The organism is Actibacterium pelagium, from assembly GCF_002285415.1.
In the GTDB taxonomy this organism is placed as follows: domain Bacteria; phylum Pseudomonadota; class Alphaproteobacteria; order Rhodobacterales; family Rhodobacteraceae; genus Actibacterium_B; species Actibacterium_B pelagium.
Map to the genome: position 1 here is coordinate 1224761 of NZ_NSBU01000007.1, position 26108 is coordinate 1250868.

Annotated in this window: 24 protein-coding genes; 14 read left to right on the plus strand and 10 right to left on the minus strand. The window is 58.9% G+C overall.

Going from position 1 to position 26108, the window contains the following annotated elements; all coding sequences use genetic code 11:
* The first annotated feature begins 74 nt into the window (after window positions 1–74).
* From CLM58_RS14965 to arsC, 3 genes are read left to right on the plus strand one after another with little or no spacing between them, the layout of a single operon-like run.
* Entirely contained in the window at window positions 75–413 is a 339-nt protein-coding gene (locus tag CLM58_RS14965) for a DUF952 domain-containing protein (protein ID WP_095596675.1), read from the plus strand.
* Window positions 410–1468 carry a quinone-dependent dihydroorotate dehydrogenase gene (locus tag CLM58_RS14970; RefSeq protein ID WP_095596676.1) on the plus strand — a complete coding sequence of 353 codons (1059 nt, stop codon included), beginning with the start codon at window positions 410–412 and terminating at the stop codon, window positions 1466–1468. The genes CLM58_RS14965 and CLM58_RS14970 overlap by 4 nt, the downstream gene beginning before the upstream one ends.
* On the plus strand, window positions 1465–1812 hold the full coding sequence (gene arsC, locus CLM58_RS14975; protein WP_095596677.1) for an arsenate reductase (glutaredoxin): 348 nt from the start codon (window positions 1465–1467) through the stop codon (window positions 1810–1812). The genes CLM58_RS14970 and arsC overlap by 4 nt, the downstream gene beginning before the upstream one ends.
* Window position 1813: 1 nt before the next feature.
* Here the strand turns inward: arsC and CLM58_RS14980 are convergent, their stop codons facing one another.
* The 3 genes from CLM58_RS14980 to CLM58_RS14990 are packed head-to-tail and all read right to left on the minus strand — an operon-like array spanning window position 1814 to window position 4072.
* Entirely contained in the window at window positions 1814–3139 is a 1326-nt protein-coding gene (locus tag CLM58_RS14980) for an MATE family efflux transporter (protein WP_095596678.1), read from the minus strand.
* The gene (locus CLM58_RS14985; RefSeq protein WP_095596679.1) at window positions 3132–3638 is read right to left on the minus strand and encodes a PaaI family thioesterase; all 507 of its coding nucleotides are present in this window, start codon (window positions 3636–3638) and stop codon (window positions 3132–3134) included. The genes CLM58_RS14980 and CLM58_RS14985 overlap by 8 nt, the downstream gene beginning before the upstream one ends.
* Window positions 3635–4072: a PaaI family thioesterase gene (locus CLM58_RS14990; RefSeq protein ID WP_095596680.1), complete on the minus strand. Its 438-nt coding sequence runs from the start codon at window positions 4070–4072 to the stop codon at window positions 3635–3637. The genes CLM58_RS14985 and CLM58_RS14990 overlap by 4 nt, the downstream gene beginning before the upstream one ends.
* 152 nt (window positions 4073–4224) lie before the next feature.
* Here CLM58_RS14990 and CLM58_RS14995 point away from each other — a divergent pair, with 152 nt between their 5' ends.
* From CLM58_RS14995 to CLM58_RS15025, 7 genes are all read left to right on the plus strand, one after another.
* Complete coding sequence (locus CLM58_RS14995; protein ID WP_095596681.1) at window positions 4225–4602, plus strand: MerR family transcriptional regulator; 378 nt, start codon at window positions 4225–4227, stop codon at window positions 4600–4602.
* Between the two features lie 138 nt (window positions 4603–4740).
* Window positions 4741–5136, plus strand: a complete 396-nt coding sequence (locus CLM58_RS15000; RefSeq protein WP_095597139.1) for a MerR family transcriptional regulator — start codon at window positions 4741–4743, stop codon at window positions 5134–5136.
* A gap of 14 nt (window positions 5137–5150) precedes the next feature.
* On the plus strand, window positions 5151–6926 hold the full coding sequence (locus CLM58_RS15005) for an acyl-CoA dehydrogenase C-terminal domain-containing protein (RefSeq protein ID WP_095596682.1): 1776 nt from the start codon (window positions 5151–5153) through the stop codon (window positions 6924–6926).
* 57 nt (window positions 6927–6983) lie between these two features.
* A complete protein-coding gene (locus CLM58_RS15010; RefSeq protein WP_095596683.1) occupies window positions 6984–7622 on the plus strand; it encodes a glutathione S-transferase family protein in 639 nt (212 codons plus the stop codon).
* Window positions 7623–7631: 9 nt separating this feature from the next.
* The gene (locus CLM58_RS15015; RefSeq protein ID WP_095596684.1) at window positions 7632–8843 is read left to right on the plus strand and encodes an acetyl-CoA C-acetyltransferase; all 1212 of its coding nucleotides are present in this window, start codon (window positions 7632–7634) and stop codon (window positions 8841–8843) included.
* Window positions 8844–8854: 11 nt separating this feature from the next.
* The gene (locus CLM58_RS15020; RefSeq protein ID WP_095596685.1) at window positions 8855–11053 is read left to right on the plus strand and encodes a 3-hydroxyacyl-CoA dehydrogenase NAD-binding domain-containing protein; all 2199 of its coding nucleotides are present in this window, start codon (window positions 8855–8857) and stop codon (window positions 11051–11053) included.
* Window positions 11054–11169: 116 nt separating this feature from the next.
* The gene (locus CLM58_RS15025; protein WP_095596686.1) at window positions 11170–12183 is read left to right on the plus strand and encodes a hypothetical protein; all 1014 of its coding nucleotides are present in this window, start codon (window positions 11170–11172) and stop codon (window positions 12181–12183) included.
* 29 nt (window positions 12184–12212) lie between these two features.
* On the opposite strand, the gene CLM58_RS15030 is transcribed toward CLM58_RS15025, so the two are convergent.
* From CLM58_RS15030 to CLM58_RS15055, 6 genes are all read right to left on the minus strand, one after another.
* Window positions 12213–13175 (minus strand): SPOR domain-containing protein, encoded by a 963-nt coding sequence (locus CLM58_RS15030; protein WP_158221926.1) that lies wholly within the window; start codon window positions 13173–13175, stop codon window positions 12213–12215.
* A gap of 73 nt (window positions 13176–13248) precedes the next feature.
* Complete coding sequence (gene upp, locus CLM58_RS15035) at window positions 13249–13881, minus strand: uracil phosphoribosyltransferase (RefSeq protein ID WP_095596688.1); 633 nt, start codon at window positions 13879–13881, stop codon at window positions 13249–13251.
* Window positions 13874–14860 (minus strand): adenosine deaminase, encoded by a 987-nt coding sequence (locus CLM58_RS15040; RefSeq protein WP_095596689.1) that lies wholly within the window; start codon window positions 14858–14860, stop codon window positions 13874–13876. The genes upp and CLM58_RS15040 overlap by 8 nt, the downstream gene beginning before the upstream one ends.
* A complete protein-coding gene (locus CLM58_RS15045; RefSeq protein ID WP_095596690.1) occupies window positions 14853–16043 on the minus strand; it encodes a phosphopentomutase in 1191 nt (396 codons plus the stop codon). Before CLM58_RS15045 ends, CLM58_RS15040 begins: the two co-directional genes overlap by 8 nt.
* Window positions 16043–17350: a thymidine phosphorylase gene (locus CLM58_RS15050; protein WP_095596691.1), complete on the minus strand. Its 1308-nt coding sequence runs from the start codon at window positions 17348–17350 to the stop codon at window positions 16043–16045. The genes CLM58_RS15045 and CLM58_RS15050 overlap by 1 nt, the downstream gene beginning before the upstream one ends.
* A gap of 3 nt (window positions 17351–17353) precedes the next feature.
* Window positions 17354–17746, minus strand: a complete 393-nt coding sequence (locus tag CLM58_RS15055; RefSeq protein WP_095596692.1) for a cytidine deaminase — start codon at window positions 17744–17746, stop codon at window positions 17354–17356.
* Window positions 17747–17912: 166 nt separating this feature from the next.
* Here CLM58_RS15055 and CLM58_RS15060 point away from each other — a divergent pair, with 166 nt between their 5' ends.
* The 4 genes from CLM58_RS15060 to CLM58_RS15075 all read left to right on the plus strand — a co-directional run bounded on the left by CLM58_RS15060 (window position 17913) and on the right by CLM58_RS15075 (window position 25265).
* On the plus strand, window positions 17913–20192 hold the full coding sequence (locus CLM58_RS15060) for an NADP-dependent malic enzyme (protein WP_095596693.1): 2280 nt from the start codon (window positions 17913–17915) through the stop codon (window positions 20190–20192).
* A gap of 184 nt (window positions 20193–20376) precedes the next feature.
* The gene (gene prpE / locus CLM58_RS15065) at window positions 20377–22269 is read left to right on the plus strand and encodes a propionate-CoA ligase PrpE (RefSeq protein WP_095596694.1); all 1893 of its coding nucleotides are present in this window, start codon (window positions 20377–20379) and stop codon (window positions 22267–22269) included.
* Between the two features lie 90 nt (window positions 22270–22359).
* Window positions 22360–23901 carry a response regulator gene (locus CLM58_RS15070; RefSeq protein ID WP_143226587.1) on the plus strand — a complete coding sequence of 514 codons (1542 nt, stop codon included), beginning with the start codon at window positions 22360–22362 and terminating at the stop codon, window positions 23899–23901.
* Window positions 23898–25265 carry a sigma-54-dependent transcriptional regulator gene (locus tag CLM58_RS15075; RefSeq protein ID WP_095596696.1) on the plus strand — a complete coding sequence of 456 codons (1368 nt, stop codon included), beginning with the start codon at window positions 23898–23900 and terminating at the stop codon, window positions 25263–25265. Before CLM58_RS15070 ends, CLM58_RS15075 begins: the two co-directional genes overlap by 4 nt.
* On the opposite strand, the gene CLM58_RS15080 is transcribed toward CLM58_RS15075, so the two are convergent.
* Window positions 25262–26029, minus strand: a complete 768-nt coding sequence (locus CLM58_RS15080) for an NAD kinase (RefSeq protein ID WP_095597140.1) — start codon at window positions 26027–26029, stop codon at window positions 25262–25264. The genes CLM58_RS15075 and CLM58_RS15080 overlap by 4 nt on opposite strands.
* Between the last annotated feature and the right edge of the window lie 79 nt (window positions 26030–26108).

Here is a 26108-nt window from a genome sequence, read left to right on the forward strand (position 1 = left end):
AATCAAATCAAGCTTGACGTTATGAAAGGTGATCCTTCATTGACCCCGCTTTTTGAAGAAGGCATGACAAGCGCATGCTGATTTATAAAATTTTTCGCCGCCCCGAATGGGATGCGTTTCAGGCCGAGAGCCGTACAAAGGGCGCTCCTGTGGACCTTGCAGATGGGTACATCCACATCTCGACCGCCGCACAAGTGGCCGAAACCGCTGCAAAGCACTTCACGAAGGAATCGGATCTCGTTCTGGTCGCTCTGGATGATGCAGCCCTTGGTGACGCGCTGAAATGGGAGCCATCCCGTGGTGGGGCCCTTTTCCCGCATCTGTACCGTGAGTTGCTGGCCGAAGACGTGGTCTGGGACAAATCCCTGCCTCTTGGCGCCACCGGCCACATCTTCCCGGAGGGCGTGCTTTGAGTCTTCTTGAAAAGCTGGGCCTCTGCGCCTTTCACAAGTTCGACCCCGAGGCCGCGCATGGCCTGTCGATCAAAGCTCTGAACACTGGGCTGGTTCCCCTGCCCGGCCCGATAACGTCGGACCGGCTTGTGACCGAAGTGGCCGGACTGAAGCTGCCCAACCCGGTGGGGCTGGCCGCAGGTTATGACAAAAATGCCGAGGCTTTGGCCCCGCTGTCGCGCGCAGGCTTCGGGTTTATCGAGGTCGGCGCAGCCACACCGCGTGCGCAAGAAGGCAACCCCAAGCCACGGCTTTACCGCCTGACCGACGACAAGGCCGTCATCAACCGGTTCGGCTTCAACAACCAAGGAATGGAGGCCATCGCAGCCCGTCTGGCAAAGCGTCCGGCAAATGCGGTCATCGGCCTGAACCTTGGTGCGAACAAGGACAGCGAAGACCGCGCAGGCGACTTTGCCAAGGTGCTGACCCATTGCGGGGCGCATTTGGATTTCGCGACCGTCAACGTATCCTCGCCCAACACCGAAAAGCTGCGCGACCTGCAAGGCAAGGCAGCCCTGTCTGCCCTGTTGGCAAGAGTGATGGAGGCCCGCGCAGGTCTGGATCGTCCGATCCCCGTGTTCCTGAAGATCGCGCCTGACCTGACCGGTGATGAGTTGGCTGAGATTGCCGAGGTCGCGCTGACCTCGGGTCTTGATGCGATCATCGCCACCAATACAACCCTCTCGCGCGACGGCCTGACAAGCGCGGATCGCGACCAGATGGGCGGGCTTTCTGGCGCGCCACTGTTCGAGAAATCGACGCGTGTTTTGGCGCAACTATCGAAGCTAACCGAGGGCAAGCTGCCCCTGATCGGGGTTGGCGGCATTGGCTCTGCCGAACAAGCCTATGCCAAGATCCGCGCCGGTGCGTCCGCCGTGCAGCTCTATTCCGCGATGGTTTACGAAGGCATGTCTTTGGTGCCCCGCATTGCGCATGGACTGGACGACTTGCTGGCCCGCGACGGGTTCAAGAATGTCGCCGACGCAGTCGGTACGGGACGAGAGGAATGGCTATGAGCGACGTCACAATCTGGCACAATCCCCGGTGCTCAAAGTCGCGCCAGACGCTGGCATTGTTGCAGGAAAACGGTGTTGATCCGATCGTGCGAAAGTACCTTGAAGACGGCCCGACCGAGGCAGAGTTGCGAGAAGCGGCAGCAAAACTGGGTATCACGGCAATCGAGATGATGCGGACCAAAGAGGCCGAGTTCAAAGCGCAGGATCTAAGCAAGGACAGCGATGATGATACGCTGTTCGCCGCCATGGCCAGCACGCCCAAACTGATCGAACGGCCCATTGTCTTCAAGGACGACAAGGCGGCGATTGGTCGACCGCCAGAGGCCGTTCTGGATATCCTTTGATCTAGGTCGGCTGGTCTGCGTCAGCCTCTAACGACGGATATCGCAGGGCCAAGGTGATGCCCCTCGCAACGAAACTGATCAACAGCGCGGCCCATAGACCGTGGTTGGCGTAGATCGGTGTCAGGACCAGAAGAGCCGCCAAATAGATCAACGCCGAGATCACCATCATATTGCGCATGTCGGTCGCGCGCGTTGCGCCGATGAAGATGCCGTCAAACATCCATGCCGCGCAACCCAGAATGGGCGCCGCGACCATGTAGGGCAAGTAGTCCCGCGCGGCCTCTCGCACATCAGGCGCGGTGGTCATGGCGTCGATGATCGCGCCGCCCGCAAAGGCGAAGACGATCGCCATTCCAACCATCGTCGCAAATGCCCATCCCCCGGACATGATCGCCCCTTGGCGCAGCAGGTCCCGGCGACGCGCGCCAAGCGCTTGGGCCACAAAGGCCTCTGACGCGAAGGCAAACCCGTCCATGGCATAGGCGGTGATGTATAGGAATTGCAGCAGGATCTGGTTGGCGGCCAGCGGCACGTCTCCGAAATCCGCCCCAAAGAACATGAAAGAGACAAAGATTGCCTGCAAAAGGACAGACCGGATCAGAATATCCCGCCCTACCCGCGCCATGCGGGCCAAACGGTCGGTGTTGAAAACCTTGACCTTGTCGCGCCACGCCTTGCCATCAAACGCGTCACGACACAGGTAAAGCCCCATCGCCAACCCGGACCATTCGGCCAGGAAAGTGGCAATCGCCACGCCCTCGACACCCCAACCCAGCCCCAACACGAACCAGATATCCAGAACGATATTCAGACCGTTCATCCAGAGCTGGATCACCAAAACAGCGCGCATCCGTTCCTGACCGACAAGCCAGCCGGTCAGCCCGTAGACGCCAATCGCGGCAGGGGCCGACCAGATACGGATCGCCATATAGTCCCGCGCAAGGGTTTCCACTTCGTCAGAGGCCGGTGAAACCCAGAACGCCCCCCAGAACAGCACCGTTTGCAATGCGATCAGCCCGACCCCCGAGATCGACGCAACCAAAAGCGCGCGCGACAGGATGGCAGAGACCTCTTCCCGGTCGCCCGCCCCAAGGGCTTGGCCCGTCAGCCCGGCCGTACCCATCCGCAGGAAACCAAACACCCAATAGATCGAGGTTAGGATAATGGCACCGATGCCAACGGCTCCAATAGGTGCGGCCTCTCCGATCTGGCCGACCACACCGGTATCCACTGCCCCAAGGATCGGGACCGTAGCATTGGACAGTACCACTGGAATGGCGGCTTTCAGCACACGGCGGTGCGTGACCGGCCGCGCGGCCTCAGCCATTTCGATCGGGCATCAGGAAGTGGCCTGTGGCTTGGGCAAACAGGCGGTCACGATTGTCCTGCCATGCCTCGACATGCACACTGGCATAGCGGCGACCCGAACGGTTCACCCGTGCCCGCGCATAGGCATCACGCGGCAGGCCAGATCGCAGATAATCGACAGTGAAGTCGATCGTCTTCGGCAGACGCGGGAAGTTCTCGGCATTGAAGGTGGTCGGATCCAAGGCGCCGCTTTCCATGTCGTCCCAAAGCATCGACCAGCTCAGCTGGATGATCGAGGCGACCTCTAGGAACGCCGCTGTCGCCCCGCCATGCAGGGCAGGCAACATGGGATTTCCGATCAGATTCTCATCATAGTTCAGAACGCAGGTAAGCTCGTCACCGCGGCGTTCGACCTCGACCCCAAGAAAACGCAGATACGGCACCCCGTGAACAAGGGCTTTCAGCATGGCATCACGGCGTTGTTTGACAACTTGTACGGGTTCGGGGCGGCGGCTCATTTCGTGGCCTCGCTCAGTCGCTCGACGGTGAAAGCGCCGGTTGCGGTGGCAACGGGGTTGTCGCGGTCCTCATCCATCGTGGTGGCGCGCACGAAGGCCACATTGCGGGTCATGTGGTAGCATTCGGCCCGGGCATATATCGTCTGGTTAGGGTTCGCAGCCCGCATATAGTCGATCCGTAGGTCGATGGTCGCGGTGCCCACTGGCCGTTCAGGATGGGCAACCACAGCGACCCCGCTGCAGGTGTCCATCAACGCGGACACAGCGCCCCCATGGATCACACCCGTCCTTGGATCGCCGATCAGCTTCTCATCATAAGGCATCGACAGTTCGACCACGCCATCCTCTAGGTGCACCATTTGCAACCCAAGCGCGCGCGCATGGGGGAGGCTTTCAATGAACTGCGTTACAATTTTTTTGAAATCGTCTGTCATGGGTCCTCCACGGTCATGGCCTAACGGTATCGGCTAAACCGCGGTGTTCAAGCCGAAACCTAACGTCTGTCTGAACAATCCTAGCCGATTGTCATTTGCGCTGACGCTACGTTCGACATAAATTGTGCTGAACGATTAATTGCAGGACCGCCATGACTGAACAACGTCTCTCATTCAAGGAAATGTGCGCCGAGTTCGATGTGACACCCCGCACACTGCGGTATTACGAGTATATTGAACTGCTAGAGCCGGTTCGCGAAGGGCGGTCGCGATTCTATACGCCACGCGAAGTGGCGCGGATGAAACTGATCATGCGCGGGCGCCGGTGGGGCTTCAGCCTTGAAGAGCTGCGCCAGTGGCTGGAAATCTATGAAAAGCAGGGCACTACAGCCCAGATGGAGCGTTGGGTTGAACTGGCCGAACGTCAGGTTGGCGTGCTGACAGAACAATACGATCAGCTCGGAGTTGCCCTGCAAGAACTCAAGGATATGAGAGACCAGGTCAGAAAAGAGCTTGAAAACAGCCGCTGAGCCCTGACTTTCACCGAGTGACACCACGTCACAACACCTCGTGACGCCACGTAGTTTACCCGACGGTAATTTTAGTTCCTATATCGAACTCAATCCGTCATGATCCGGATAACCGGACTCATGAAGGAGGCACGAATGATGGATGAAGAAGTCCTGACGATCAGAGAGATGTGCGATCTGTTCGAGGTTACGCCACGCACCCTACGCTTCTATGAGGCGAAGGAGCTGTTGTTTCCGATCCGCGAAGGCCAGAAGCGGCTATTCACGAATCGGGACCGGGCAAGACTGACGCTGATCCTGCGCGGCAAGCGCTTCGGATTCAGCCTAGAGCAGATCAGGCAGCTGTTAAATCTCTATGACATCGGGGACCAGGGAGAGCGCCAGTTGCGCGAAGTCTGCGAAGCCGCCAAAGAGCGCCTTGCCGACATGGAGCGACAGCGGGACGAGCTGGAAATCGGAATCGAAGATCTTCGTGCGCGAATTGAATGGGGCGCGACGGAGCTGGAGAAATTGGCTGGTCGCGCGAAGAGCTAAAAGGGAGGCATTTAATGCCCAGCTACACAGCGCCGACGAAAGATATGCAGTTCGTTCTGCACGATCTGCTGAAAGTCTCGACCAGCGACATCCCCGGTTACGACGAGTTGGATAACAGCTTTACCGGGGCCATTCTGGAAGAAGCAGGTAAGATTTCTTCCGAAGTCCTGACCCCCCTGAACATTGTAGGTGATACCGAAGGCTGCCGTCTGGAAAACGGCGTGGTCTACACCCCGACAGGCTTCAAGGACGCTTTCGAACAGATGAAAGAAGGCGGCTGGACCGGTCTGGATTGCGATCCGGAATACGGCGGCCAGGGCATGCCCTATCTGATGGGCACCGCCGTGGGCGAGATGTTCTCGTCCGCCAACCAGGCGTTTACCATGTACCAGGGCCTGACCCACGGTGCTTATTCTGCGATCCACGCCCACGGTACAGACGAACAGAAAGCCAAGTATCTGCCGAACATGGTTTCCTGTGACTGGACCGGCACTATGAACCTGACCGAACCGCATTGCGGCACCGATCTGGGCCTGATGCGCACCAAGGCGGAACCGCAGGGCGACGGGTCGTACAAGATCACCGGCCAGAAGATCTTTATCTCGGCTGGTGACCACGACATGTCCGACAACGTCATTCACCTTGTGCTGGCGAAGATCCCGGGCGGCCCTGAGGGCATCAAAGGTGTCTCGCTGTTCATCGTGCCGAAGTTCATGGTCAATGACGACGGTTCGCTTGGCGAACGCAACGGTGTGTCGGTCGGCAAGATCGAAGAGAAAATGGGCATCCACGGCAACTCGACCTGCGTCATGAACTATGACGAGGCGACAGGCTTCCTTCTGGGGACCGAGCACAAAGGCATGCGCGCCATGTTCACCATGATGAACGAAGCGCGTCTAGGTGTGGCCATGCAGGGCCTGGCGCAAGCCGAAGCCGCGTATCAGAACGCCTTGTTCTATGCCAAGGACCGCCTGCAGGGCCGCGACGTCACTGGTGCGAAGAACCCCGATGGTCCGGCAGACCCGCTGATCGTCCACCCCGATATCCGTCGCAACCTGATGGATCAGAAAAGCTTTACCGAAGGCGCACGCGCATTCCTGTTCTGGGGCGCAATGATGATCGACAAAGCGCACCGCTCGGAAGACGCGGACGCGGACGGCCTGATTTCGCTGCTGACCCCGGTCCTGAAGGGCTTCCTGACCGACAAGGGCTATGACTCTACCGTCAACGCACAGCAGGTCTATGGCGGCCACGGCTATATCGAGGAATGGGGCATGTCCCAGTTCACTCGCGATGCCCGCATTGCCATGATCTATGAAGGTGCGAACGGCGTTCAGGCGCTGGACCTTGTAGGTCGAAAGCTGGGCCAAGACGGCGGCAAGCACGTGATGGCCTTCCTCGAAATGGTCAAAACCTTCTGCAAGGAAAACGCCGACGTCGAAGGCATGGCCGATTTCGTCGAGCCTCTGAAGAAAGCCTCGAAAGAGCTTCAGGCAGCGGGCATGTTCTTCATGCAGAACGGCATGAAGAACCCCAACCACGCGCTGGCCGGGTCTTATGACTTCATGCACATGATGGGTCACGTCTGCCTTGGCCTGATGTGGGGTCAGATGGCGAAGGTCTCGATTGAGGCTCTGGCGAACAACCCGTCTGACGCAGCGTTCTACAAGACGAAGCTGGCAACCGGTCGTTACTATATGACCCGTCAGCTGCCGGCGACCACCATGCACCTGGCCCGTATCGAAAGCGGTGCCGACCCGGTCATGGCGCTGGACGCAGACCAGTTCTAAGCGGCGGCGGGCTTCGGCCCGCCCCCCTTACAAAATGCAGACATCCAGGGGGGGATTATGAGCATCAAACTCTATTGCTTCGGTGAAAGCGGCCATTCCTACAAGGTTGCCTTGGCGCTGACCTTGTCGGGCACCGAATGGGAAGCCATCCACGTTGATTTCTTTAACGGGGAAACCCGCAGCCCCGAGTTTCGCAATAACGTCAATGAGATGGGCGAATGTCCTGTTCTGGTCGACGGTGATGTAAAACTGACCCAATCGGGTGTGATCCTGGACTACCTGTCCGAGAAGACCGGTAAGTTCGGGGGCTCTACCCCTGAAGAAAAGCGCGAGATCCTGCGATGGGTCCTGTGGGATAACCACAAACTGTCTGGCCCCGGTGGCATGACCCGCTTTCTGATGAACTTCATCCCCGAAGAAAAACGCCCGCGAGAGGTGATTGCTTTCACCAAGGCGCGCCTAAAGTCGGCTTTCAAAGTTCTGGATGACCATCTCGCGGACCGCGATTTCCTTGTTGGTGACAGCATCACCAATGCGGATTTCAGCTGCTGCTGCTATCTGTTTTTCGAAGAGCCGTCGGCGTTTGTCCGTGCTGACTGGCCCAATATTTCCGCTTGGCTTGACCGCATCGCGGCCCAGCCCGGCTGGCAACACCCCTATGACCTGATGACGCCCGCGTTTCCCCCGCGGAGCTAAGGAGACAAGATGACCGAAGCCTATATTTATGACGCGGTACGCACACCGCGCGGAAAGGGCCGCAAGGATGGCTCTTTGCACGAGGTGACCTCTGCCTCGATTTCCAGCCAGATGCTAAACGCGATCAAGTCGCGCAGCGACCTGCCCGCAGATGCATTCGAAGACGTGATCTGGGGCAACGTGACCCAAGTCGCCGAACAGGGCGGTTGCCTTGGTCGCGCCGCGGTTCTGGGATCGGATATCGATGAAAGCGTTCCCGGTTTCTCGATCAACCGTTTCTGCGCCTCGGGCATGGAAGCCGTGAACCTGGCCGCAAACCAAGTCAAAGCCGGTGCCGGCGACGCCTATATCGCAGGCGGCTGTGAAATGATGAGCCGCGTCCCGATGGGTTCTGACGGTGCGGCAATGGCCGTCGATCCGCTGCTGGCGATTGGCGAGAACTTCGTCCCGCAGGGCATCTCGGCCGACCTGATTGCGACCGAATACGGCTTCACCCGGGAAGAATGCGATGCGTTCGCAGCCCAATCGCAAGCGCGTGCCGCAGCCGCATGGAAAGACAACCGGTTTGCGAAAACCATCGTTCCTGTACGCGACATCAACGGCCTGACCATTCTGGATCACGACGAATACATGCGCCCCGGCACCACCGCCGAGGATCTGGGCAAGCTGAAAGCCAGCTTTGAAGACATGGGCCTGCACATGCCCGGCTTCGACAAGGTTGCGCTGATGAAATACCCGCATCTTGAGGCGATCAACCACATGCACCACGCGGGCAACAGCTCTGGCATCGTGGATGGCGCTGCGGCGATCCTGATTGGGTCCAAGGAATACGGCGAGCAGCACGGCCTGACCCCGCGTGCCCGTATCCGGGCGACTGCCAAGGTCGGCTCGGAACCCACTATCAACCTGACCGGCCCGGTTCCCGTGACCGAGAAAATCCTGGCCCGCGCAGGCATGTCGATCAACGACATCGACCTGTTCGAGGTCAACGAGGCCTTCGCCTCGGTCGTACTGCGCTTCCTGCAGGCGTTCCAAGTGGACGACGCAAAGGTCAACGTCAACGGCGGCGCGATCGCCATGGGCCACCCTCTGGGCGCGACCGGTGCCATCATTATCGGCACCCTTCTGGACGAGCTGGAGCGCTCTGACAAAGAGGTCGGTCTGGCCACTCTGTGTGTTGCCGCCGGCATGGGCGCAGCAACCATCATCGAACGCGTCTGAGGAGTAGAGAAATGAGCGATTTCAAATACGAAGTAGACGCAGACGGCGTAGCGGTCATCACATGGGATACCGCCGGCAAGTCGATGAACGTGATGAACGAACAGGGTTTCTATGACCTTGAAGCCTTCATTGATCAGGCGCTTGCAGACGAGGCTGTGAAAGGTGTGATCATCACCTCTGGCAAACCAGGTTCTTTTGCGGGTGGAATGGATCTGAACATCATCGCCAAGATGAAGGAACTGGCGGGTGACAGCCCGGAACAGGGCCTGCTGGACGGTCTGATGCGGATGCACGGCATTCTGCGCAAGATCGAACGCGGCGGCATGGACGACAAGAACAAGGGCGGCAAGCCTATCGTCGCCGCCCTGCCCGGCACCGCGCTTGGCATCGGCTTCGAGATCCCGCTGTCCTGCCACTACATCATCGCGGCCGACAATCCGAAGGCCAAGATCGGCCTGCCCGAGATCATGGTTGGCATCTTCCCCGGAATGGGTGGCACCACCCGTCTTGTGCGCAAAATGGGCGCGATGGCGGCCTCTCCGTTCCTGCTGCAAGGCAAGCTAAGCAACCCTGCGAAAGCCAAAGTCGCTGGCCTGATCGACGAAGTTGTCGCGCCAGAGGCCCTGATGGAGCGCGCCAAGGAATACATCCTGTCGAGTCCGAAATTCGTGAAGCCGTGGGATGAGAAGGGCTACAAGATGCCCGGCGGTGCGCCGTATCACCCGGCTGGCTTCATGACCTATGTCGGAGCCTCGGCAATGGTCAACGGCAACACCATGGGCGTCTACCCGGCGGCCAAGGCGCTGTTGTCAGCGGCCTATGAAGGTGCCCTTGTGCCCTTCGACACCGCGATCAAGATCGAAGCCCGTTGGTTCACCCATGTCCTGATGAACCCGTCGTCCTCTGCCATGATCCGCAGCCTCTTCATCAACAAAGAGGCGCTGGAAAAAGGTGCGAACCGTCCGGCTGTTGACGACCAGACCGTCAAGAAAGTTGGCGTTCTGGGTGCAGGCATGATGGGGGCGGGTATCGCCTTGGTGTCGGCGCAAGCTGGTATCGAGGTCGTGCTGATCGACCAAAGCCAAGAGGCAGCTGACCGCGGCAAAGCCTATTCCGAGACCTACATGGACAAGGGCATCGCCCGTAAGAAGGCAACGCCTGAGAAGAAAGAGCAGGTCCTGTCTCGCATCACCGCGACCACCGATCTGGAGGCGTTGAAAGGGGCTGATCTGATCGTAGAGGCCGTCTTTGAAGATCTGGGCGTCAAAGCCGAGATTACCAAGAAGGTCGAGGCCATCGTCGGTGAAGACTGCATCTTTGCGTCGAACACCTCGACCCTGCCGATCACCGAACTGGCCAAGGCCAGCGCACGTCCCGAGAAGTTCATCGGCATCCACTTCTTCTCGCCCGTCGAGAAGATGATGCTGGTCGAAATCATCAAGGGCAAAGGCACCGGTGATGTGGCCGTGGCCAAGGCGCTGGACTATGTCCGTCAGATCAAGAAGACCCCGATCGTTGTCAACGATGCCCGGTTCTTCTATGCCAACCGCTGCATCATCCCCTACATCAACGAAGGCATTCGCATGGTAAAGGAAGGCATCGCGCCTGCCCTGATCGAGAACGCCGCAAAGATGGTCGGGATGCCGCTTGGCCCGCTGCAACTGGTGGACGAAACCTCGATCGATCTGGGTGTGAAAATCGCCAAGGCGACCCGCGCTGCGATGGGCGATGCCTATCCGGACGGGGAAGTCGACGAGGTTGTCTTCTGGATGGCTGAAGAGGGCCGCCTGGGCCGCAAGACCTCGGCCGGTTTCTATGGCTATGACGAGAAGGGCAAGCGAACTGGCCTGTGGGACGGTCTAGCCGCGAAATTCCCGCGTGCCGACGAGCAACCTGAACTGCAAGAAGTGCAGGAACGTTTGCTGTTCGTGCAGGTTCTGGAAGCCGTGCGCGCACTGGAAGAAGGTGTGCTGGAAGACATCCGCGAAGGCGATGTTGGCGCGATCCTTGGCTGGGGCTTTGCCCCGTGGTCGGGCGGTCCGTTCAGCTGGCTGGACATCATCGGCGCAGACTATGCCGCCGAACGTTGCGACCAACTGGCTGATGTCCACGGTGCCCGCTTTGCGACGCCTGACCTGCTGCGCAAAGTGGCCGAGGAAGGCGCGACCTTCTACGAGCGTTTCGGACCCGAACAAGCCAAGGCTGCCTAAGACAGCTGAAACATTAAAGTCAAAGCGCGCCTTCGGGCGCGCTTTTTGTGCTGTTGTGGCACCCATTTCCATCCGCTAAAGTCAGCCCAATAAGCACAAGGTTTTTCAGGCCCGCCATGACGGCGCTCAAGCAGTATCAAAGACTGGAATGTCCCGGCGTCTGGCGCGCTGATTCCGATGCTCAGCGTCGGAATGTAATTGTGACATTTGGTGATGCCTCTTTGGTCATCACCGACCGCAGCGAAAGCCCCCTGACCCACTGGTCCCTACCCGCCCTGATCCGTCAGAATCCGGGTGAAATCCCTGCGCTTTTCATTCCCGGACCGGACGCGACCGAAAGCCTTGAGATCGACGATGAGACGATGATCGAGGCGATTGAGACGATCCAACAGGCGGTCTCTCGCAGGCGCCCCCGCCCCGGACGTCTTCGGACGCTTCTATCGCTTGCTGGCATTCTGCTGATCGCGGGTGTGTTGATTTTTATCCTGCCCGGCGTGTTGATCCGTCACACAGCAACTGTTGCCCCTGCCCCGCTGCGCGCAGAGATCGGACAAGCTTTGCTGGACCGGATTGGGCGCGTTTCGGGCACGGCCTGCTCAACCCGCGCAGGGACACGCAGCCTAAATCGACTGTCGCGGCGCCTGTTTTCCGCCCCCTACCCCAAGATCACCGTTTTGCCTGCCGGCATTGCGACAACCAGCCAGTTGCCGGGGGGCACCCTTTTGGTGAACCGGTCATTGGTTGAGGACTTTGAAGACCCCGAGGTACTAGCCGGATATCTTCTTGCCGAAAAGCAACGTGGCCTCGACCATGACCCTCTTTTGCTGATGCTTGAACGGGTTGGCCCCATCGCAAGTTTCCGCCTGCTGACCACAGGACATCTGCCCGATACTGTTTTGGACAGCTACGCAGAGACGCTTGTGACCCTGCCCAATATCGATGTGTCAGAGGACACCCTGCTGGCCCAATTCAAAGATGCCAACCTGTCGTCTCGGCCCTACGCCTATGCGGTGGATGTGTCAGGAGAGACCACACTGACACTGATCGAGGCCGATCCGGTTGGTGAAAACGGCACCTTGGTCCTGTCAGATGCCGATTGGGTTCAGCTTCAGGCGATTTGCGGGGAATAACGGCGTGGGCCGAAAGGCCCGAGCGCCTATTATTTTCGGCGGGTGAAGGCGTCTTTGTACCCAGCCTTGCGCACCGCGCGCAGCGCCCCTTTCAGAGCTTCATCATCTGCAAAGGGACCGACCAGAACGACTTCCAAAGTTCGCCCCTTTGACTGAACGGTATCAATGGCGACGGGCAAGCCGATTTGCTCGATCACCGCCTTGGTCTTCAGCGTATTCTCATGCTGTCGGAAGGCCGCGATCTGCAAATACGCGCCCTTGCCCCAATCCACCCCTGCAACGGCTTCGGGCTGCGGTACAGCCTCTGGTTTGGGTTCCGGAACCACGACCGGGGCGGGCTGCGGGGCGACGATAACGGTTTCCGTTGGTTGTGCAGGTTCCGCCGGAGTCTCTGCCACGCTTTCAGTCGGTTCGGGCTGCGCTTGGTCAGTTTCTTCGAGGGCCTCTTCCAAAACCGGTTCTGGTTGCGCCTTTGCGGTCTGGGCTGACGCTTTCTCTTCGACCGGCTCGGGTGCTACAGCGACCTCTTCGGTCTCTTCAACCTCTTCCGCTTCCACGACCTCTGGCTCGACGACAGGCGTCTTAATGGGTTTGGGGGCTGGCTCTGCCGGTTTTGGCATCTCAGCCACCGGCGCCGGGTTGGCAACAGGTGCCTCTTCGGCTTCTGGTTCGGCTTCCGCCAGCGGTGCGTCTGTTTCAACCGGTGTCTTTGGAACGGCGACAACCTGATCCAGCGGGTCAGAACCGTCTTTCGGCTTCAAAAAGGGAAATGTCGGGGCAAAGCCGCACATGACTTCGCCCGCTGACAGGGTTCTGGGCTCCCACACGACGCCGGTATCACTGTTTTTACGCAGATAGATACAGCCCATGCTGTCGATATATTGGCGTCCGGCAAAGTCTTCGGGCGGCAGTTCTGCCGGCCCTGACTGCGCCATCGCAGTACCTGACCCAATAACACCCAGACAGCAAATGACGGAAAGCGTCTGCCTCATATCCTCAACGATCCTTGCCCTGTTTTCCCAGAATAGTGACCTAAGGCGCAGGGCGAGTAAAGAATCCTTTAGGCTATTTGGTGCCGAACATCCGGTCACCCGCATCGCCAAGGCCGGGCACGATATACCCATCCTCGTTCAACCGTTCATCCAAGGATGCGGTGACGATCGGAACATCGGGATGCGCCTCTTTCATACGTGCGACACCCTCGGGGGCGGCCAGCAGACACATGAAGCGGATATTGGTGGCCCCGGCCTTTTTCAGCAGGTCAATCGCTGCGACCGAAGAGTTCCCGGTTGCAAGCATTGGGTCCACGGCAATAACAAGACGGTCTTCCAGCTCTTGCGGCACTTTGAAATAGTACTGAACCGGCTGAAGCGTCTCTTCATCCCGATACAGTCCGACAAAGCCAACGCGCGCCGAGGGGATAAGCTCTAGCACACCATCCAGCAGACCGTTGCCCGCACGCAGGATGGAAACCAGCACCAGCTTCTTACCATCCAGAACCGGCGCCTGCATGGTGTTCATGGGCGTCTCGATTTCCCGCGTGGTCACCGGCAGTTCGCGCGTGACCTCATAGGCCAAAAGGTTGGAAATCTCACGCAGAAGACGGCGAAAGCCTGCGGTCGAGGTGGTCTTTTCCCGCATGTGGGTCAGCTTGTGCTGCACAAGGGGGTGATCAACGATTGTCAGGTGCTCAGTCATCGGCGTCCTCTAACTTCTTTAGTACTTTCTCGCGCGTCTCATCGGTGCAGAACGCAGCCTTCGCCGCGGTCTTGTTCAAATCAGAAAACTCCGCCTCTGACCAGCCGAACGTTTCGGCAAGCATGTCATACTCACGAGTCATTGTCGTGTGGAAGAAGGGCGGGTCATCTGTGGAAACCGTCACCGGCACGCCGGCATCACGCAGCTTGGCGACGGGGTGATCCTTCAAAGAGTTGTAAACCCCCAAAGAGATATTCGATCCGGGGCAAACCTCTAGGACCACGCCGGTTTCAGCCAGATGGTCCACCAAGGACGGGTCCTCAATCGCGCGGACGCCATGGCCGATACGCTCGACCTTCAGGTCGGTTAGGGCATCGCGGATTTCCTGCGGTCCGCGCCATTCGCCGGCATGAGTGGTCAGGCGCAAGCCTGCCTCGCGGGCCATGTCGAACGCATAGGTGAAATCCCCCTGCCGACCCATGGTTTCCGCACCGCCCATGCCAAACCCTACGATCCAGTCGCCTGCGGTTTCAGCAGCGCAGAGCGCGGTTTCCTTGGCTTTCTCCGGCCCGAAGTGGCGTACACAGGTGACGACGCCTCGCAGCAGGATCCCATCAGACCGTTCCGCTTGATCGGCGGCCTCTTGAATGGCGTGAAGGTATTCGCGCCATGCGCCCACTTCCCGATCACCGCAGAAGTCCGGAGAGATAAAGGTCTCGGCGTAAACCACCCCGTGCGCGGCACATTCTTCCAGCACGGCAAGGGTCAGACGGCGATAGTCTTCAGGCGTGGTCAGGACGCTGGTCGCGGCCTCATAGACCTTAAGGAACTGGTCGAACCCTTTGTAGGCATAGTTGCCGTCCGCGTCGAAAATCCCGCCGATATCCACTGATTTCTCGCGCGAGATATCACGGATCAGGGCGGACGGTGCTGCACCTTCGAGGTGCAGGTGAAGTTCCACCTTGGGAATGTCAGTCATCGGGAAGCTCCAGATGCTTCGCGACCAGATCGGCCACGCCGGTATACGGGATTAATCCAATTGGTTTTGCACCGACACCAAATCCGATTACGGGAACGCGCTCTCGGGTGTGATCTGTGCCAATCCAAGTGGGGTCATTGCCGTGATCTGCCGTGAAAAGCAATAGGTCACCGGGACGAGCTTTGGCAAAAATGCGCGAGAGTTGGGCATCGAACCACTCTAGCGCGCGGGCATAGCCAGAAACGTCACGGCGGTGGCCGTACAAACTGTCGAACTCGACAAAATTGGCGAAGGTAAAGCTGCCCTCTTCCGCGGTTTCCATCGCGGCTTCCAGTTGATCCATCAGGTCGGCATCCGGCCCTTTGACCAAGTCGTCGATTCCTTGCATCGAGAATATGTCGCCGATCTTCCCGATCGCATGCACTTTCCCACCCGATGCCTGAACCCGGTCGCAAATGGTTGGTGCTGGCGGCGCAATGGCAAAATCGCGGCGGTTGGCTGTGCGCTTGAAACCTGTGACCGCGTCACCCACGAAGGGTCGCGCAATCACGCGGCCCACTTTCATCGCGTGAAGATGCGGCGCAAGATCTTTGCAAAGTTGCAAAAGCCGCTCTAGGCCAAAGGTCTCTTCATGGGCGGCGATCTGGAAAACGCTGTCGACCGAGGTATAGCAAATCGGCCAACCGGTTCGCATATGCTCTTCGCCCAGATCTTCGATGATCAGAGTGCCCGAAGCGTGACAATCCCCCAGAATACCTTCTGTCCCGGCCAAAGCCTTGACCCGTTCTGTCAGATCCTCTGGAAACGCCGGATTACCCACCGGGAAGTAGTGCCAATCCCACGGCACCGGGACACCTGCAAGCTCCCAATGCCCGGAAGGCGTGTCTTTACCGGGTGAAATTTCACTTGCCGCGCCCCAAAGACCTGTCGCTTCGGTTCCCAGCCCCGGGGCCGCATCGCCAGAGGCAAGTTTGACTGCCGCGCCAAGCCCGAGGGCCGCAAGGTTAGGCATTTTCAACGGGCCACTGCGGCCGTCTTCTGCCCGACCGTCGGCACAAGCCTGAGCGATATGAGCAAGTGTATTTGCGCCGGTATCGGGCGTGCCAGCGTTGAAAAACTGATCCGCATCCGGTGCACCACCGCAGCCGACCGAGTCCATTACGATAAGGAAAACGCGTGCCATCAGCCGACCCTGCCCTGAATAATCTCCGGCACGTCAATGGGACGGTCTGCAACCACGAAAGCACCCTGAAGGTCCATCGCAACGCGCATAGCCTCGTCGGCCGATGCCGCGTGAATGCGCAACAATGGATCGCCGGGCATGATCGATGTGCCAAGCTCGACAATGTCCGACAGGCCGACCGCGGGGTCGATCCGATCTCCTTGAACATTGCGGCCACCGCCCAGATCAATCACGCCCATGCCAAGTGCATGCGTGTCGATCGCCCCGATATAGCCGGTGCTTTCGGCGGTCATCTCAACAATCACCGGTGCTGCGGGCAAACGATCGGCCCAATGCTCTACAAAATCCACGGGACCGCCCTGATCGGCAACCATTTCACCGAACCGCTCTGCCGCTTGGCCGGTTTCAATCGCGTTGGCAATACGGCCAGCCCCATCTTCGGCATCGGCGGCAAGGCCGCCCAAGGCCAGAAGCTCGCCACCAAGGGCACAGGTGACCTGCCATAGCCGGTCATGTTTCTTGGTGTTTGTCAGGACCTCCATGACCGACAGGACCTCTAGCGCGTTGCCCGCACTTGGGGCCAGCGGTTGGTTCATGTCGGTAATCAGCGCCGTGGTCATACAACCCGCACCCTGAGCGGTGCTTACCAAGGCATTGGCCAACTCTTTCGAGTCGTTGGGGTCTTCCATGAACGCGCCGCTGCCGGTTTTGACATCCAGAACCAAAGCCTCCAGCCCCTCGGCCAGTTTCTTGGACAGGATCGAGGCGGTAATCAGGTCAATGCTTTCAACGGTCGCGGTCACGTCGCGGATCGCATAAAGACGCCGATCTGCCGGCGCATACTCTGTCGACGCAGCAACAATGGCACAGCCCAGACGCTTGGTCTGGTCGCGCAAACGATCAGAACTCAATTCCGTCTGCAGTCCCGGGATGGCCTCAAGCTTGTCCAGCGTCCCCCCGGTATGCCCAAGCCCGCGCCCCGAGATCATCGGAACATAGGCCCCGCAAACCGCCAAGGCGGGCGCAAGGATAAGCGAAACGCAGTCGCCCACCCCGCCAGTCGAGTGTTTGTCCAGAACCGGACCGGGCAAATCCCATTCCAGCACCGAACCGCTATCACGCATCGCGCGCATCAGCGCCACACGGTCGTCATGCGACAGACCGTTCAACAATACCGCCATCGCAAAGGCCCCGGCTTGCGCGTCGCTGACCTCGCCAGAGGCCAAGCCGTTGGCGAACCACGTCATCGCGTCTGGCGAGATAGGCCGTTGATCTCGCACCGTCTCCAGAAGTCGGCGTGCATCCATGGCTTACTTGTCTTCCATATGGCTGGGGGTGAACCCACCGGGTAACAGCTCTGCCACCGTGGTCTCTACCACCGTGCCGTCAGTCGTGGCCAAGGTCACCTTCGTGTTCCCCGTTGCGAATTCCGCAAGTTTCTGTCGGCACCCACCACAAGGCGTGACCGGCAGCGACCCACCAGCGATCACGGCGACTTCTTCGATCTGGGTATCCCCGCCTGCAAACATCGCGGCAATCGCACCGGCCTCGGCACAGGTGCCTTCCGGGTAAGCGACATTCTCGACATTGCAACCGACATAGACCTCGCCAGAGGTCGCTCGAATCGCGGCCCCTACTTTGAAGCCTGAATAGGGACTATAGGCCTTTTCACGCACGGCCCGGGCGTGTTCTACTAGAGACATGAACGCATCCTTTTGGGGCCAGTGTGATCCTCGGAAACCTGTGATGCAAGCGTAACCGAACGTGAGAGCGCTAACACCACGCAGCAGGCTTGTGTTGTAAAGCCAAAGCCCCTAAGAGGGCAGCAGGATTTAGTTTAACGTTAAATTATCTTCGAGAGGGCCGAGGATGACCAATAAAAAAGACGATCGCAATCGCCAAAACGCGCTGAACTATCATGAATTCCCGAAGCCCGGGAAACTGGAAATTCGCGCCACAAAGCCGATGGCAAACGGACGCGACCTGTCGCTTGCCTACAGCCCGGGCGTTGCCGAAGCCTGTATCGAGATCAAGGAAGACCCCTCTTTCGCATCGAACTACACGGCACGCGGAAACCTTGTCGCCGTTGTTTCCAACGGCTCGGCCGTGCTGGGCCTTGGCAACATCGGTGCGCTTGCCTCGAAACCCGTGATGGAAGGCAAGGCTGTCCTCTTCAAGAAATTCGCGAATATCGACTGTTTCGACATCGAAGTGAATGAGTCCGACCCCGAGAAACTGGCCGACATCGTCTGCGCGCTTGAACCCACCTTCGGCGCAATCAACCTTGAAGACATCAAAGCCCCTGATTGCTTTATCGTTGAAAAGCTTTGCCGCGAACGGATGGGAATTCCGGTTTTCCACGACGACCAGCACGGCACTGCAATCGTGGTTGGGGCGGCAGCCACCAACGCCCTGCGTGTGGCGGGCAAGAAGTTCGAAGACATCAAGGTCGTCTCGACCGGTGGTGGCGCGGCCGGCATTGCCTGCCTGAACATGCTGCTGAAACTGGGCGTCAAACGCGAGAACGTCTGGCTGTGCGATATCGCGGGCCTTGTCTATGAAGGCCGCGAAGAGGAAATGACCCCGCAAAAGGCCGAATATGCTCAGGCCAGCGACCTGCGGACCTTGGACGACGTGATCGAAGGCGCCGACCTATTCCTTGGCCTCTCGGGCCCCGGAGTGTTGAAGCCAGAGATGGTCGCCAAGATGTCGAAACGACCGATTGTCTTTGCGCTAGCCAATCCGACACCGGAAATCCTGCCGGAAGAGGCACGCAAATTGGTGCCAGATGTGATCATGGCGACCGGTCGGTCCGACTATCCGAACCAGGTCAACAACGTCCTTTGCTTCCCGTTCATCTTCCGCGGAGCGCTGGACGTGGGCGCAACCGAGATCAACGACGAAATGCAATTGGGTTGCATCGAAGGCATCGCTGCCCTCGCCCGCGAAACCACAAGTGCCGAGGCCGCCGCCGCCTATCGCGGCGAGCAACTGACCTTCGGGGCCGACTACCTGATCCCAAAACCCTTCGACCCACGCCTGATCGGGGTCGTCGCCAGCGCGGTTGCTAAAGCCGCGATGGAAAGCGGTGTCGCGACGCGTCCGCTGGAAGACTTGAATGCCTATCGCCAGAAACTGGACGGATCGGTTTTCAAATCCGCGCTTTTGATGCGCCCGGTCTTTGCTGCTGCCGCCAAGGCAGAGCGCAACATCATCTTCTCCGAGGGTGAGGACGAACGCGTCCTGCGTGCCGCGCAAGCCATGATCGAGGAAACCACCGACAGCCCGATCCTGATTGGTCGTCCCGATGTCATCGCCCAGCGGTCCGAGCGCGCTGGCCTGAAGATCAAGGCTGGTGTTGACTTCGAAGTCATCAACCCAGAGTCGGACAACCGCTATCGCGACTATTGGCAGACCTATCATGGCCTGATGGCCCGCCGAGGCGTCACCCCTGCCCTTGCTCAGGCCGTCATGCGGACCAACACCACCGCCATTGCCGCCATTGCGGTTCACCGCGGCGACGCCGACAGCATGATCTGCGGCACCTTTGGGCAGTACCTGTGGCACCTGAACTATGTAACACAAGTCTTGTCGACAGAAGAGCTGCACCCGGTGGGCGCGCTTAGCTTGATGATCCTCGAAGACGGCCCCCTATTCATCGCCGATACCCATGTGAACCCCGACCCGACACCCGAACAGATCGCTGAAACAGCGATCGGCGCCGCCCGTCACGTGCGTCGGTTTGGTCTGGAACCCAAGATCGCCATCTGCTCGCATTCACAGTTTGGCAACCTCGACTGCGACACCGGGCGCCGCGCCCGAGCTGCAATGGCAATCCTTGACCGCAAAGCGCCGGGTTTTGCCTATGAGGGCGAAATGCATATCGACACCGCTCTGGACCCTATCTTGCGCGAACAAACCTTCCCGGGCAGCCGGATCGAGGGGCGCGCGAACGTGCTGGTCTTTGCCAACGCCGATGCAGCAAGCGGCGTGCGCAACATCTTGAAGATGCGCGCGGGCGGATTGGAAGTCGGCCCGATCCTGATGGGCATGGGCAACAAAGCACACATCGTAACTTCGTCAATCACAGCGCGCGGTTTGCTCAACATGTCAGCCATCGCTGGCACGCCGGTCAAACACTACAGCTAGGCTTTCGCGAAATAATCGAACCTCTTCCTAGCGCGCCAATTTATGATTGTTGTGCGGCGGTGCGCAAACTTGTAACTGTTGGCGCAAACTGGGCACAATTGTCGCAACGATTTGGCTTTTCACAGGCCTGTGAGTTGGGTCAATAAAATGCCAACGCAGTGGTTATTTTGGAGGAGATCATTCGATGACTTATGCAGAGGTTTATGGCGCCTGGAAAAACGATCCGGAAGCATTCTGGATGGAAGCCGCCGAAGCAATCGATTGGGATGAGAAGCCTTCAAAAGCGCTCTTTGAAAAGGGCAATAATCTTTACGAATGGTTTGCTGACGCCAAGGTAAACACCTGCTGGAACGCCGTTGACCGCCATGTCGAAAACGGCCGCGGCGAGCAAACAGCGATCATCTACGACAGCCCAATCACGCACACCAAGCGCGAGATCTCCTATGTCGAACTGCGCAACCGCGTCGCCACGCTAGCCGGGGCCCTGCGCGCTAAGGGCGTCGAAAAAGGCGACCGCGTCATCATCTACATGCCGATGATCCCCGAAGCGCTAGAAGCCATGCTGGCCTGTGCCCGTCTGGGCGCGGTGCACTCGGTCGTCTTCGGTGGTTTTGCGGCCAACGAACTGGCGGTTCGTATCGACGACGCGAAACCGAAAGCCATCATCGCAGCGTCCTGTGGTCTGGAACCGGGCCGCACCGTTCACTACAAACCCCTGCTGGACGGCGCGATCGAGATTGCCGAGCATAAGCCCGACTTCACTGTTATCTTCCAGCGCGAACAGGAAGTCGCCAATCTGATCGAAGGCCGCGACTTCAACTGGCATGGCTTCCAGTATGGCGTAGAGCCTGCAGAATGCGTGCCGGTCGAAGGCAATCACCCGGCCTACATTCTATATACGTCCGGTACCACGGGTCAGCCCAAGGGCGTTATCCGCCACACGGCGGGTCAGCTGGTCGCGCTGAACTGGAGCATGAAGAACCTGTACAACGTCGATCCCGGCGACGTGTTCTGGGCCGCGTCGGACGTGGGTTGGGTCGTTGGCCACAGCTACATCTGCTACGGCCCTCTGATCCACGGCAACACCACCATCGTGTTCGAAGGTAAACCTGTTGGCACCCCCGATGCGGGCACCTTCTGGCGCGTCATCGAAGAACACAAGGTGAAGTCCTTCTTCACCGCGCCGACCGCTTTCCGCGCCGTGAAACGCGAAGACCCGACCGGCGAGTACGTCAAGAAATACGACCTGTCGAACCTTGGCCAGGTCTATCTGGCGGGCGAGCGTGCCGACCCCGACACCATCGTCTGGGCCCAAGAGCAACTGAACGTTCCGATCGTTGACCACTGGTGGCAAACTGAAACCGGTTGGGCCATCGCGGCCAACCCGGTCGGGATCGAGATCCTGCCGACGAAGCTGGGCTCTCCCACCGTGCCGATGCCGGGCTACGAAGTCACCATTCTGGACGAAGGCGGCAACCCCGTCGAAGCGGGCACGCTTGGCGCCATTGCGATCAAACTTCCGCTGCCTCCGGGAACGCTGCCGAACCTGTGGAACGCCGAAGCACGCTTCCAGAAGTCGTACCTGAACACCTTCCCCGGTTACTATGAGACCGGCGACGCGGGCATGATGGACGAAGACGGCTATGTCTACATCATGGCGCGGACCGATGACGTCATCAACGTTGCGGGCCACCGTCTGTCGACCGGTGCCATGGAAGAAGTTCTGGCCAGCCACCCCGACGTCGCTGAATGCGCCGTCATCGGTGTCGCCGACCAACTGAAAGGCCAGATGCCCCTTGGCTTCCTGTGCCTGAATGCCGGTGTGGACCGCGATCATGACGAGATCATCAAAGAAGTGGTCAAGCTGGTTCGCGAAAAGATCGGCCCAGTTGCAGCCTTCAAACTGGCCACAGTGGTTGACCGACTGCCCAAGACCCGTTCTGGTAAAATCCTGCGCGGCACCATGGTGAACATCGCCGACGGAACCGAATGGAAGATGCCTGCAACTATCGACGATCCGGCCATTCTGGACGAGATCACCGAGGCTCTTCAAAGCATGGGTTACGCCAAGGCGTAATCCACACCTATCCAAACGTATAACGAGTTGGAAAATTTCGGAAAGTCACGTTACAACATCCTCATTGCAACTTATACGAGTAGATGTTTCGTGACTTTCCGTCCCCCTCTGCAGATGGCCCGAGATGCCGATACGACGCCGGACCACATGTCCCACACCGCGCAAGAGGTGTTGGAGCGCGCGACACTTCTTGATCACGATATTCGAAATGCGGCCGCAGATATTCTTGGCGGCTTCGAAAACGCAGACCTACAAGCCCTTGATGAGACTTCGCGTCACCATCTGGATCAGGCGCTTCAGGCCTGTCGTCAGATGCTTCAACTGTCACAGGCCGCACTGACACTTGCGACCGGCGACACCCGGTTCATCGAAGGCCCGGAAACCGCGATGTGCCTTCGAAATTTCATGCGAACCCTTTCGGCCCGATACAACGGCCTACCCGTGACAGTCGACCACTGCGACCCTTCAAGCGGGCTTCCGCAAACGCTGCATGTCCCCTTGCACACAATGGAACGCATTCTGACGAACTTGATCGGCAACGCGATCAAGTATGGAAATGGCAAACCGGTATCGGTGACTGTTGATCTTGACCTCCAAAACGCTTTGATCTTTGCCGTTTCCGACCAAGGACCGGGGTTCAGCGACGAAGCAAAATCTCGGCTCTTCGAATTTTCGGGGCGGGACAGTGAAAACGGTCTTCCCGGAAGCGGTCATGGCCTTCACATCGCCAACTCTCTGGCCCGAGATTTGCAGGGGCGCCTGACGATGGAGACCTCTTCGACAAGTGGGACCACCGTTTCGCTACATCTGCCCAAGCAAGTTTGGAGCGCGGGCAAGAGCGAAAGTTCGAAAGAGATGATGGATCTGTCTGGCCAGTCGGTTCTGATTGTCGAGGACAGCCGAACCTTGCAAATGGTGTTGCAACGCATGGTCGAGTCCATGGGCGCGCGGGCCACCGTCGCCTCTGACGGTATATTTGCGTTAGAGCGTCTTGCAGCCCAGAATTTTGATCTGGCACTGGTGGATATCGAGATGCCCCGGATGAGCGGGCTGGATCTGATCCGCAACATGCGTCGACAGGGTAGCCCGACATCTGACCTGCCGGTTCTGGCCGTCACGGCCTATGTTCTGAATGCTGACCGGCAAGAAATTTACGACGTCGGGGCCGACGGGATATTGGTAAAGCCTGTCCTAAGCGCAATCGCCCTGTCAGAGGGGATCGAAACGGCTTTGGTCACTCGTCGATCGGCGAAAGAAGATCCCCTGCCAGAGGTCGACGGCCCCGATCCAACACATATCGACAGACTCTTGGCCTTTTGCGACACGCAGCAGGCCCAAGATCTGATCATGCGTCTCATCGCTGATCTGGAGAACGTTGCGCTTGTTCTGGAGCGTGCCCCGAAGGTTAAGGATTTTAACGAATTACGCAGTGCCGCGCACATTCTTGTGGCATTGTCGGGTGCTGTGGGGGCTGTCGGCCTTCAGAAGATCGCGGAACGTTTGAATGCCGCAGCTAAAGCGAAACACTGCGAAGAAGGCAACGAGTTGTGTACGACCGCTCTTGACGGCACATTGGCACTGATAGAAGCGCTTCAAAGAGACTACGAGTACCGGTTCGGAGACCACGCATGACACCCCCGATTTTAATGATCGAGGATACATTGTCCCTGCAGATGTTTTACCAAAACATCCTGCAGCACCACGGGTATGAGGTGGTCGCAACCAGCACGGCCAAAGACGGACAGGCCCTTTTTGAAGAACATGCGCCCCAGATCGTTCTGCTCGACTTGATGCTACCAGATGGCGACGGCTTGGACCTGCTGCGCCATTTTCTTACCGCCCAGCCAGAGACCTTTGTCATCGTTGTGACTGCGCATACCTCAGACAAGTTGGTCGCCGAAGCCATGAGCCTTGGCGCCTTCGACTTTCTGATGAAGCCGTTCAGCGACGACAAGCTGGTCAATGCGGTTGCCAACGCTAAAGCCGCCCGAGAGGCCGCAGCATCGGCCGGTCCCAATGCCCCAATGCGCTCGATGCAAGGGTCTTCCCAACTGATGCAGGAAGTCGCGCGGCACATCCGATCTGTCGCCCCGTCCTCTGCAACCGTATTCATCACTGGTGAAAGCGGGACCGGCAAAGAACTTTGCGCACGCGCCATTCACGAGACCTCCCCCAGGGCCAAAGAGCCATTTGTGCCCCTGAATTGCGGTGCGATCCCGCATGATCTTCTGGAGTCCGAAGTGTTCGGCCACACACGTGGGGCCTTTAACGGGGCCATTTCTGACAAGCGGGGTGCGGTCCGCTCAGCCCAAGGCGGGACCCTGTTTTTGGACGAAATCTGCGAGATGGATCTGGACTTGCAGACCAAGCTTCTGCGGTTTCTGGAAAGCTCGACCATCCGCCCCTTGGGGGCCGCCCACCCGATCGCCGTCGACGTCCGGATCATCTGTGCAACGAACCGCGACCCCAAGGCCGAAGTCAAAGCAGGGCGTTTCCGAGAAGACCTGTTCTACCGCCTTCACGTCGTCCCACTGCACATGCCAGCCCTGCGTGATCGGGGCTCTGACGTGATCGAACTGGCACAAAACGCAGTTCTCGAGTTTGCAAAACAAGAGCATCGCGATTTCCGCAGCCTTAGTGACGAAGCCACGACGCTTATCCGCAACTACCCTTGGCCCGGAAACGTCCGCCAGCTGCGCAACGTCCTGCGCCAATGTGTCGTGATGAACGAAGGCTCGTTGATTCAGGCCGATATGCTGCCGGAAGAGGTCCGGTCAGGCGACACGGGCGCAATCCCAGTGCCCCTTCACCCGGCGGACGCCGGTATCAGCCTGGACAGCCTGATGGGAAAAACGTTGGACGAGATCGAACAGATCGTCATCGAGGCCACGATCGAACATTGCGGTGGATCAGTGCCCAAGGCATCTCGGATGCTGGATGTCGCCCCGTCCACGCTTTACCGCAAACGCGAAGGCTGGACCAAGAAGCGCGCTTAGACGAATTGCTCTCTTAGCAGCCGTTCTTCCAGCCCATGGCCCGGGTCGAACAGGATGCGATGGTGAATATCTGCTGAACTTTCGATCTCGACAGAGATCACCTTACCCGCCGTCCGGCTGTCAGCGTCCGCCATCACTGGGCGCTTCTTCGGGTTCAAGACATCAATACGGATCTTCGCCGCCGTCGGCAGCAACGCCCCGCGCCAGCGCCGTGGCCGGAAAGGCGACATCGCTGTCAACGCCAAAACGTCCGACCCAATCGGCAGGATCGGGCCATGTGCCGAATAGTTATAAGCCGTCGAACCGGCCGGGGTCGATACCAGCGCCCCATCGCAAACCAGCTCTTCCAAACGTACTTTTCCATCGACCGAAATACGCAGCTTCGCGGCCTGTGGACCCGCCCGTAGAAGGGAAACCTCGTTGATGGCCAGCGCTTCAAACACGGTTCCGTCTTCGTGGATGGCCCGCATCTTCAGTGGATGGATGACCTCTTCTTCGGCAGAGGCCAAACGGTCCAGCAGACCGGGTTCGTGATATTCGTTCATCAGGAAGCCGACCGTACCGCAGTTCATACCATAGACCGGCGTGTCCAGATGCTGGGTTCCGTGCAGGGTTTGCAGCATGAAGCCATCGCCGCCCAAGGCCACGATGACATCAGCCTCTTCGGGTGACACATCCCCATGCTCTGCCGACAGGTGGCGCTGCGCCCGTTGGGCCACGGACGTCTCACTGGCCAGGAATGCGATTTTCAGCGTATCGGACATGCGTTTCGCCCCAAAATTCATCTTATGACCACTTTGCGCGGGTGGGCCGGAAACTCAACCCCACAATCGTGAACGACTT

Coding starts and splice junctions, on each gene's coding strand:
- CLM58_RS15025 (WP_095596686.1), top strand. CDS start 11,170: ATGACGGCGCTCAAGCAGTATCAAAGACTGGAATGTCCCGGCGTCTGG.
- CLM58_RS14995 (WP_095596681.1), top strand. CDS start 4,225: ATGACTGAACAACGTCTCTCATTCAAGGAAATGTGCGCCGAGTTCGAT.
- CLM58_RS15060 (WP_095596693.1), top strand. CDS start 17,913: ATGACCAATAAAAAAGACGATCGCAATCGCCAAAACGCGCTGAACTAT.
- CLM58_RS15075 (WP_095596696.1), top strand. CDS start 23,898: ATGACACCCCCGATTTTAATGATCGAGGATACATTGTCCCTGCAGATG.
- CLM58_RS15010 (WP_095596683.1), top strand. CDS start 6,984: ATGAGCATCAAACTCTATTGCTTCGGTGAAAGCGGCCATTCCTACAAG.
- CLM58_RS15045 (WP_095596690.1), bottom strand. CDS start 16,043: ATGGCACGCGTTTTCCTTATCGTAATGGACTCGGTCGGCTGCGGTGGT.
- CLM58_RS14980 (WP_095596678.1), bottom strand. CDS start 3,139: ATGGCTGAGGCCGCGCGGCCGGTCACGCACCGCCGTGTGCTGAAAGCC.
- CLM58_RS15050 (WP_095596691.1), bottom strand. CDS start 17,350: ATGGATGCACGCCGACTTCTGGAGACGGTGCGAGATCAACGGCCTATC.
- CLM58_RS15055 (WP_095596692.1), bottom strand. CDS start 17,746: ATGTCTCTAGTAGAACACGCCCGGGCCGTGCGTGAAAAGGCCTATAGT.
- CLM58_RS15040 (WP_095596689.1), bottom strand. CDS start 14,860: ATGACTGACATTCCCAAGGTGGAACTTCACCTGCACCTCGAAGGTGCA.
- CLM58_RS15080 (WP_095597140.1), bottom strand. CDS start 26,029: ATGTCCGATACGCTGAAAATCGCATTCCTGGCCAGTGAGACGTCCGTG.
- arsC (WP_095596677.1), top strand. CDS start 1,465: ATGAGCGACGTCACAATCTGGCACAATCCCCGGTGCTCAAAGTCGCGC.
- CLM58_RS14985 (WP_095596679.1), bottom strand. CDS start 3,638: ATGAGCCGCCGCCCCGAACCCGTACAAGTTGTCAAACAACGCCGTGAT.
- CLM58_RS15000 (WP_095597139.1), top strand. CDS start 4,741: ATGGATGAAGAAGTCCTGACGATCAGAGAGATGTGCGATCTGTTCGAG.
- prpE (WP_095596694.1), top strand. CDS start 20,377: ATGACTTATGCAGAGGTTTATGGCGCCTGGAAAAACGATCCGGAAGCA.
- upp (WP_095596688.1), bottom strand. CDS start 13,881: ATGACTGAGCACCTGACAATCGTTGATCACCCCCTTGTGCAGCACAAG.
- CLM58_RS15005 (WP_095596682.1), top strand. CDS start 5,151: ATGCCCAGCTACACAGCGCCGACGAAAGATATGCAGTTCGTTCTGCAC.
- CLM58_RS14965 (WP_095596675.1), top strand. CDS start 75: ATGCTGATTTATAAAATTTTTCGCCGCCCCGAATGGGATGCGTTTCAG.
- CLM58_RS15020 (WP_095596685.1), top strand. CDS start 8,855: ATGAGCGATTTCAAATACGAAGTAGACGCAGACGGCGTAGCGGTCATC.
- CLM58_RS14990 (WP_095596680.1), bottom strand. CDS start 4,072: ATGACAGACGATTTCAAAAAAATTGTAACGCAGTTCATTGAAAGCCTC.
- CLM58_RS15015 (WP_095596684.1), top strand. CDS start 7,632: ATGACCGAAGCCTATATTTATGACGCGGTACGCACACCGCGCGGAAAG.
- CLM58_RS15030 (WP_158221926.1), bottom strand. CDS start 13,175: ATGAGGCAGACGCTTTCCGTCATTTGCTGTCTGGGTGTTATTGGGTCA.